The organism is Gemmatimonadaceae bacterium (assembly GCA_037721215.1).
Classification (GTDB): Bacteria; Gemmatimonadota; Gemmatimonadetes; order Gemmatimonadales; family Gemmatimonadaceae; genus UBA4720.
In genome coordinates, this window is the sequence record JBBJNV010000044.1 from 1 (window position 1) to 6,882 (window position 6,882).

The 6,882-nt window shown below is 59.9% G+C and carries 7 protein-coding genes; all 7 read left to right on the plus strand.

What is annotated here, in order from left to right:
* Positions 1-234: 234 nt before the first annotated feature.
* The gene (gene rpsF / locus WKF55_16330) at positions 235-600 is read left to right on the plus strand and encodes a 30S ribosomal protein S6 (GenBank protein MEJ7761146.1); all 366 of its coding nucleotides are present in this window, start codon (positions 235-237) and stop codon (positions 598-600) included.
* A 6-nt stretch (positions 601-606) separates the two neighbouring features.
* Complete coding sequence (gene rpsR / locus WKF55_16335; GenBank protein MEJ7761147.1) at positions 607-828, plus strand: 30S ribosomal protein S18; 222 nt, start codon at positions 607-609, stop codon at positions 826-828.
* A gap of 1 nt (position 829) precedes the next feature.
* Positions 830-1,849 (plus strand): hypothetical protein, encoded by a 1,020-nt coding sequence (locus tag WKF55_16340; protein ID MEJ7761148.1) that lies wholly within the window; start codon positions 830-832, stop codon positions 1,847-1,849.
* A 78-nt stretch (positions 1,850-1,927) separates the two neighbouring features.
* Positions 1,928-2,371 (plus strand): 50S ribosomal protein L9, encoded by a 444-nt coding sequence (gene rplI / locus WKF55_16345; GenBank protein ID MEJ7761149.1) that lies wholly within the window; start codon positions 1,928-1,930, stop codon positions 2,369-2,371.
* Positions 2,372-2,559: 188 nt separating this feature from the next.
* Positions 2,560-2,934 carry a ribosome silencing factor gene (rsfS, locus tag WKF55_16350; protein MEJ7761150.1) on the plus strand — a complete coding sequence of 125 codons (375 nt, stop codon included), beginning with the start codon at positions 2,560-2,562 and terminating at the stop codon, positions 2,932-2,934.
* 13 nt (positions 2,935-2,947) lie between these two features.
* Positions 2,948-6,175, plus strand: a complete 3,228-nt coding sequence (locus WKF55_16355; protein ID MEJ7761151.1) for a BamA/TamA family outer membrane protein — start codon at positions 2,948-2,950, stop codon at positions 6,173-6,175.
* Positions 6,176-6,179: 4 nt separating this feature from the next.
* On the plus strand, positions 6,180-6,882 hold a 703-nt coding region (locus WKF55_16360), incomplete at its 3' end, for a hypothetical protein (GenBank protein MEJ7761152.1).

Here is a 6,882-nt window from a genome sequence, read left to right on the forward strand (position 1 = left end):
TCGCCGTCAGCGCACCGCGGGAGTTGCCTCGCCTTTCCCATTCGGGCGCGAGCGTCCTTACCGCTAAGAGGTCAAAATGACCCACTACCCCGATTTCATCTGGTTGCCCACATCGAAGATTCCGGGTTATCTTTCAATGTCGTAGAAAACGGCCGCGCCGCGGCCTTCACACCTTCCCCCCGACACGGCAACCAGCGGGGGGCGGAATAAGTCCACAAGGAGGATTGCCTGCCGATATCTCGGAATTACGAGGCGGTGTACATCTTCGACTCTACTCTCGAAGACTCCGCCATCAATGATAAGCTCACTCGCTTCCATGATCTGCTCGGCTCGCCGGAAACGCCAGCGTCCGATCACTGGGGACGCCGACAGCTGGCCTACCAGATCGGTCCGCGCGAGAACGGGTACTACGTCGTCTCCCGCTTTGCCGCCGATCCCGCGGTCCTGCCCGAATACGAACGCGCGTTGAGGCTCGATGATTCGGTGATGCGCTACCTCATCACGCTTCACGAGCACGAAGTCGGCGCTCCGGCAATGAGCGACGAAGAGCTCGCGGCACAGGCTGCCCGCCGCGACGACGACGACGACGACGAGGATTAGCATCAGATGAGAAGACCACAGAAAAGCTGCCCCTTTTGCGAGGGTCGCGTGCGTTGGGTTGACTACAAGGACGACCGGACCCTTGGGCGATTCATCACCGATCAGGGCAAAATATTGCCAAGCCGGTTGAGCGGAACATGTGCAAGGCATCAGCGCCAGCTTTCGACCGCCATCAAGCGGGCCCGTTACCTGGCGATCATCCCTTACCTCAAGGGACACACAGCATAAGATGACAGCGAGTGCCGCGCCGGTCGAGAACCGGGGATCGTGGCGGTTGCTCGCACTCGGACTGTTCGTGTTCGTGTTCGCGTGGCGGGTGCCCCAATTGCGCCTGATGTTGCCTATCGAACAGACAACATTGCTGCTCGTACCGATGATCGCCGTTTGTGCGATTGTCGGCTGGCGGCACGGGGGCAACGTATGGCTGGCGCTCGGGGCGATCGTGCTTTCGCTGGCGCTTCTCTTTCTGGGCGGTGCGACCCCGGCCAGCTCCTATCACTGGATGGTTCAGGGGTGGGTGTTGTTGCTCTCGGCGAGTTTCGGTCTCGTCAGCATATTTGCTCCCGCCGAGCCGTTCTTTCCCAGGGCGTTGGGGGCGCTTGGCATCGCTACTGCGATTGCATTCTCTCTCGTTCTGCTTTCGTCAGGCGGGCCCGCCAAGGTCGGGAGCGTCATGTCCGCAGAATTGAATCGAAGGCGCGACGAAGGTATCACCGCTCTCCGTGAAGCCCAGGAACAACCCGGCGTAAAACAAGCGGTGGAGAAGTATCCCGCGCTTGGCTCGGTTTACGATTCTAACGAGGCACAGATCGAAGCCATTCCAGCCTGGTCGGCTCCACTCCTTCCCGCAATGCTGGCGCTCGAGTCGCTCATCGCTATGGCCCTTGGGTGGGCGCTGTATCATCGAGCTGGTGGGCGCGCAGTCGGGCCTCTGCTCAGCAAGTTGCGTAATTTCACTTTTAACGATCAGCTGATATGGGGAGTGGCGGTCGGTGCATCGATCTACCTGCTGCCTTCGTTCACCGACGGGAAATCCGCAGGACTGAATCTTCTCGTGTTCTTCGGCGCGCTCTACGTGGTCCGGGGCCTCGGGGTACTCGCATGGATGCGGCGGGGGCGGGCCCAGACGTGGATTCTGATTGGCATTGCAATCGTCGCTCCGCCCGTAATCCCTGCAATTGCATTCGGACTCGGACTCGGCGACACGTGGCTCGATTGGCGCACACGGCTTCAGCCAAGAGCGTCGTGACTGTCCTGGGGTCTGGCATCATTCCAGACCCTGTCAAAAACAGGCGGTCACAAATCACATCTTACAGGATTCAATGACATGGAAGTCATACTACGACAGGCAGTGGAAAAACTCGGGCATCCCGGCGACATCGTGAAGGTTTCCCCCGGCTACGCCAGGAATTATCTCCTGCCGCGCGGCTTTGCGTACGAGGCTACCGAAGGAAACAGGAAGCGGATCAGCCAGGAGCGCCAGCGTCTCGAAGCCGCCGAAGACGCACGCCGCGGATCTGCGCAGGAGTACGCCAACAAGCTCGAGCAGGTATCCCTGACGTTTTCTGCACGGGTCGGCGACGAAGGCAAGCTCTTCGGCTCGGTTACATCCGCTGATATCGCGCAGCAGCTTGCGGATCAGGGGTTCGAAGTGGAGAAGCGGCAAATCGATCTGAAGGAGCCAATCAAGGCGCTCGGCGTTTACCGCGTTCCGATCCGCCTGCATGCGGATGTCCATCCGGAAATCAAGGTCTGGGTGATCAAGCAGTAGTGCCTGCAGTTCATCGATGCAGCCCGGGCAGCAGATTTTCTGTGGCAGGTACGGTCGTATCCAGCGCGGGCGCAGTCGACTGGCGTATGAAATGCGGAACATCCGTCTAACGGAACATTTCGCGCTTTCATATGATACTGTACGAAATGCCCGCCTGGGCTGGTTTTAATCATACTTCGACGAGCTGAATGGCTACCTCCCTCTCTCCAGCGACACCGGCGCGCGAGCCCGTTACAGCCGCGATGCGCGCGGCAACTCTCTGTCATGACATGAAGGCCAGTGACGTAATTCTGCTGAATCTGCAGGGCGTCACCGATATGACCGACTTCTTCGTCATCGCCAGCGGAACATCGGATACTCACGTAAGGTCAATCGGCGAGCACATCATCGCCCAGTTGCGAAAAGAGGGCGTGAAGGTTCATCACGTCGAAGGTGTTCAGCAAGGCAGATGGGTTTTGCTGGATTTTGTGGATTTTGTCGTCCACATCTTCCACCCGACGCTGCGGTCGTTCTATCAGATCGAACGGCTCTGGAGCGATGCCGAAGTAGTGCCCACCGTATAAGGGGAGCAGTGACATGAGAGCGGTACGTGCGTTGGCTGTCGTGATGGCGCTGGTGTGCGCGTCGCGTCTCGAGGGACAGCAGTACTTCGGCCAGAATCAGGTGCAGTACAAGCATTTCAAATGGCGCGTACTCGAGACGGAGCATTTCCTCGTCCACTACTACCCGGAAGAACGAGAAGCAGTATTTCAGGCTGCCCGCATGGCCGAACGCTCGTACGCCCGGCTGTCGCGCGTGCTGGGACACCAGTTCCGTGAGAAGAAGCCTGTAATTCTGTTTTCGTCGCGGGCTGATTTCGGCCAGAACAATGTGACCGGTGACCTGGGCGAGGGCGTCGGCGGCGTCACCGAGTCCGGGCGCCAGCGGCTCATCATGCCGTTTACCGGCGACCTGGGGAGCTTCGAGCAGGTTCTCGCTCACGAGCTGGTGCACGTATTTCAGTACGACATCTTCGGACGCGGTCGGGCCGGCGCGAATCAGCAGGCGCTGGAGCGTATAAACCCGCCCCTCTGGCTGTTCGAGGGAATGGCGGAATACCTGTCGACAGGGCCGCACCATCCCCTCACCACCGGCTGGCTCAGGGATGCGGCCGTGAGCGGGAACATACCGACGATTCAGCAGATGACGGAACGCCCCGACAAGTACTTCCCTTATCGGTTCGGTGAGTCGTTGATGCAGTACATCGGAGAGCGCTGGGGCGACGCTGCAATCGGCGAGATTCTCCGCATGATTCCGAGCGTGGGAATCGAGCGCGCCTTCCAGCGTGAGCTCGGCATGTCGCTCGTGGATCTGAGCAGTGCGTGGCGTGAAGCGGTTCAGTCGCAGTACCTCCCTGCCGCAGCCAATCATCAGCGGCCCCGCACTTTTGCCCAGCCACTGCTGACGCGCAAGCGCTCGGGAGGCGAGATTTTCCTCGCGCCGGTGCTTTCAAACGACGGCAAGTACATCGCTTTCCTGTCGAACGGCAACGAAAAGCGAGGCGAGCTGTTCATTGATCTCTGGCTGGGCGACGCCCGTACTGGCGAGCGGCTCAAGCGACTCGTCAAAAGCACGCTCGATCCGGATTTCGAGGAATTGCGCCTGTTGTATTCGCAGAGCGCCTTCTCGAACGATGGAAAGACGCTCGCGTTCACTGCGCAGCGCGAAGGCAAGGACGTTCTTTATCTTCTCGACCTCGCCACCCGCGATGTTCGGAAGCGGATCGACTTGCCGGTGGACGCCGTCACTGCCCCATCGTTCTCTCCTGACGACCGCCGGATTGTGTTCAGCGGGACAAGAGGAGGCGTCACCGATATTTTTGTTGTCGGTGCAGATGGCTCCAATCTGAGGCAGCTCACCAACGACCTCTATGGCGATCTGCAGCCGAGTTGGTCGCCCGATGGGAGCCGCATTGCGTTTGCCAGTGACCGCGGTCCGCAAACCGATCTTGCGCGGTTGATGATCGGAAAATGGCAGGTCGCGTTGATCAATCCCGAATCGAGCGCGATCGAGCTGATACCGAATCAGGCGGGACACAATCTGAACCCTTCCTGGGCACCCGACGGGAGTTCGATCGCCTACATCTCTGACCGAACGGGCGTAGCGAACGTTTTCCTGTACGACCTTCGTGACCGGCAGCAATACCAGCTCACGAACGTACTCGGCGGTATTACCGCGATAACAGAATACAGCCCTGCGCTTACCTGGGCACGTGGCGCCGACCGCATGGCGTTCACGTACTATGAAAACGGCGATTACACCGTATGGGCGGTGGACAACCCACGCAAACTGAAGACGGTTGCGTTTCGGCCCGGGCCCGCGACAGCTACCGGCCTTGTGATCAACGTGCCGGTATTTCGCGACACGCTCGCGTCTCGTCTCTCTGGTTCTGACTCATTGAGGTTGCGGGCCGAAGCCGCCAACACGCGGTCAATCTATCGTGCACCTGCCGGTGCGAGGCCGTCCGGGGAGCTCTCGATGGGCGAAGCGAAATCGAGCGATGAGACCGTCACGACAGTGGCGGTTCTGAACTCGAACCCGGATTTTGCACTGCCCGACACCACGCGTTTCAGGGATTACGAGTACAAGGTCGGGTTCAGGCCAGACTACATCGCTCAGCCGGAAGTCGGATACGGTACAGGGAACCAATACGGCCTGAGCGGATTCAACGGCGGCACGACGATTGTTCTCAGCGATCTTATCGGCAACCACCAGATTGCCCTGTCGGCTTCGGTTTACGGACAGATCAGGGATGCCAGCCTGTTTGCCGCGTATTCGAATCTCAGCAGCCGCTGGCAGTACACCCTTGGCGCCTACCAGCAGCCTGTATTCCTGCCGCAGACGAACGGAACCGCCACGCGCCTCGCAGACCGCATTCGGTACGAATCGTTCTACACCCGATACGTGCTCAGGAACATTTTCCTTACCGGGCAATACCCGCTGAATCGGTTCACGAGATTCGAGGCCGGCGTGCAATTCAACAACATCGGCCGCTCGGTCATCTCGCTGACGCAGGATTGCTTTTTCAACGGGTGCACGTCACCTGAGGTGAATGACATCGAGTCCGCGGCTGCGTTCAATTTTGCGTCGCCATCGGCGGCTTTTGTCTCCGACAACACACTGTTTGGAATCACAGGTCCGGTAATGGGGCGGCGATATCGGTTTCAGATTTCACCGTCGGTCGGCACTTTGCGGTGGGTAGAGTATCTCGCCGATTACCGCCGTTACGACCCGATCATTTTCAATACGCTGACCATCGCTACCAGGCTGTTGGGAAGTGCTTCGGCGGGGCGTGACGAGGCGGCTTTTCCCAAGTATATCGGCCGGCCAGAATACGTGCGGGGTTACGATCGCGCGAACTTCAGCGGCAACGAATGCACTGGGTTCATTGGCGGGGGCGGGGGCGGGGGCACCAGCTGCAGTACCGCACAGCTGGTCGGCACCCGCGTAGTGGTTGCGAACGCCGAGATTCGCTTTCCATTGATTCGACGCTTCGATCTCGGGTCGCTCCCGATTGGCCTTCCTCCCGTAGAGGGATTGTTGTTCTTTGACGCAGGGGTGGCATGGAGCGCGGGCCAGACGGTTTCGCTGACCGAGCCGGACAATTATGATTTCACGATGCAACGGTATCCCCTTCGGAGCTACGGGTTGGGTTTGCGCGTGAATCTGTTCAACTTCGCGATCCTCAAGTGGGACTATGCGAAGCCGCTGGATCAACCCGGACGCAAGGCGAACTGGACGTTCTCACTGGGACCGAGTTTCTAGAAACTTGCGTCGTCTGATACTGACGCTTGTCGTCGTCGCATGCAGCGGCGACCGACAGGCGGCGCCGGGCGCTGCGTCATCGGCGCCGGGCCGCGGTCCGGATCATGTGGTCCTTCGAATTCCCCGCTCCGGCGGCACCGCGCGTGCATACCTGTATCCACGCCTGGACTCAGTTGTATGGGCTACGGCAGGTGCGCCGGCAATTGCGCGAGTGCTTGCATTCGACCCCGACGCCGGGCTTATCGCGCTGGTTGACGCCAAGGGACAGCCGCGCCGCGTCGACCTGAGGCTGGGCGAGATCCGGTTCGCCTCGCGGGCGCCACTGACATCGATTGTTTCGTCCAACGGATCCGATATCTACGGCGTTTCCGCCGGCGGTTCCGTCATTCGCATGACTCCGACCGGCGACTGGAAATTCGACCCGCCAGCACCGGCAAAGTGGGTCTTCCCGCAAGCGGGCGGGTTGCTCGTAATCGCGGCTGCCGATCGTGCGTCGACGAAGCTGTGGTCCATTCGCGCCCCGGACGAGGCGATACTCGATAGTTCCTCACTGCCTGCCCTCAACCGGGGGATCCGTACGCAGGCGGGCGATCGTATCTATTTCGCTGTCGATGGCGGATTGGCGAGCGTTGCAACGCGAGACCTTTCGCGATTGACGGATGTGCGTTTCGACCAGCCAGTTGTGGCAGTGTCGCCAACGCCCAGCG

Coding starts and splice junctions, on each gene's coding strand:
- WKF55_16340 (MEJ7761148.1), top strand. CDS start 830: ATGACAGCGAGTGCCGCGCCGGTCGAGAACCGGGGATCGTGGCGGTTG.
- rsfS (MEJ7761150.1), top strand. CDS start 2,560: ATGGCTACCTCCCTCTCTCCAGCGACACCGGCGCGCGAGCCCGTTACA.
- rpsR (MEJ7761147.1), top strand. CDS start 607: ATGAGAAGACCACAGAAAAGCTGCCCCTTTTGCGAGGGTCGCGTGCGT.
- rplI (MEJ7761149.1), top strand. CDS start 1,928: ATGGAAGTCATACTACGACAGGCAGTGGAAAAACTCGGGCATCCCGGC.
- WKF55_16355 (MEJ7761151.1), top strand. CDS start 2,948: ATGAGAGCGGTACGTGCGTTGGCTGTCGTGATGGCGCTGGTGTGCGCG.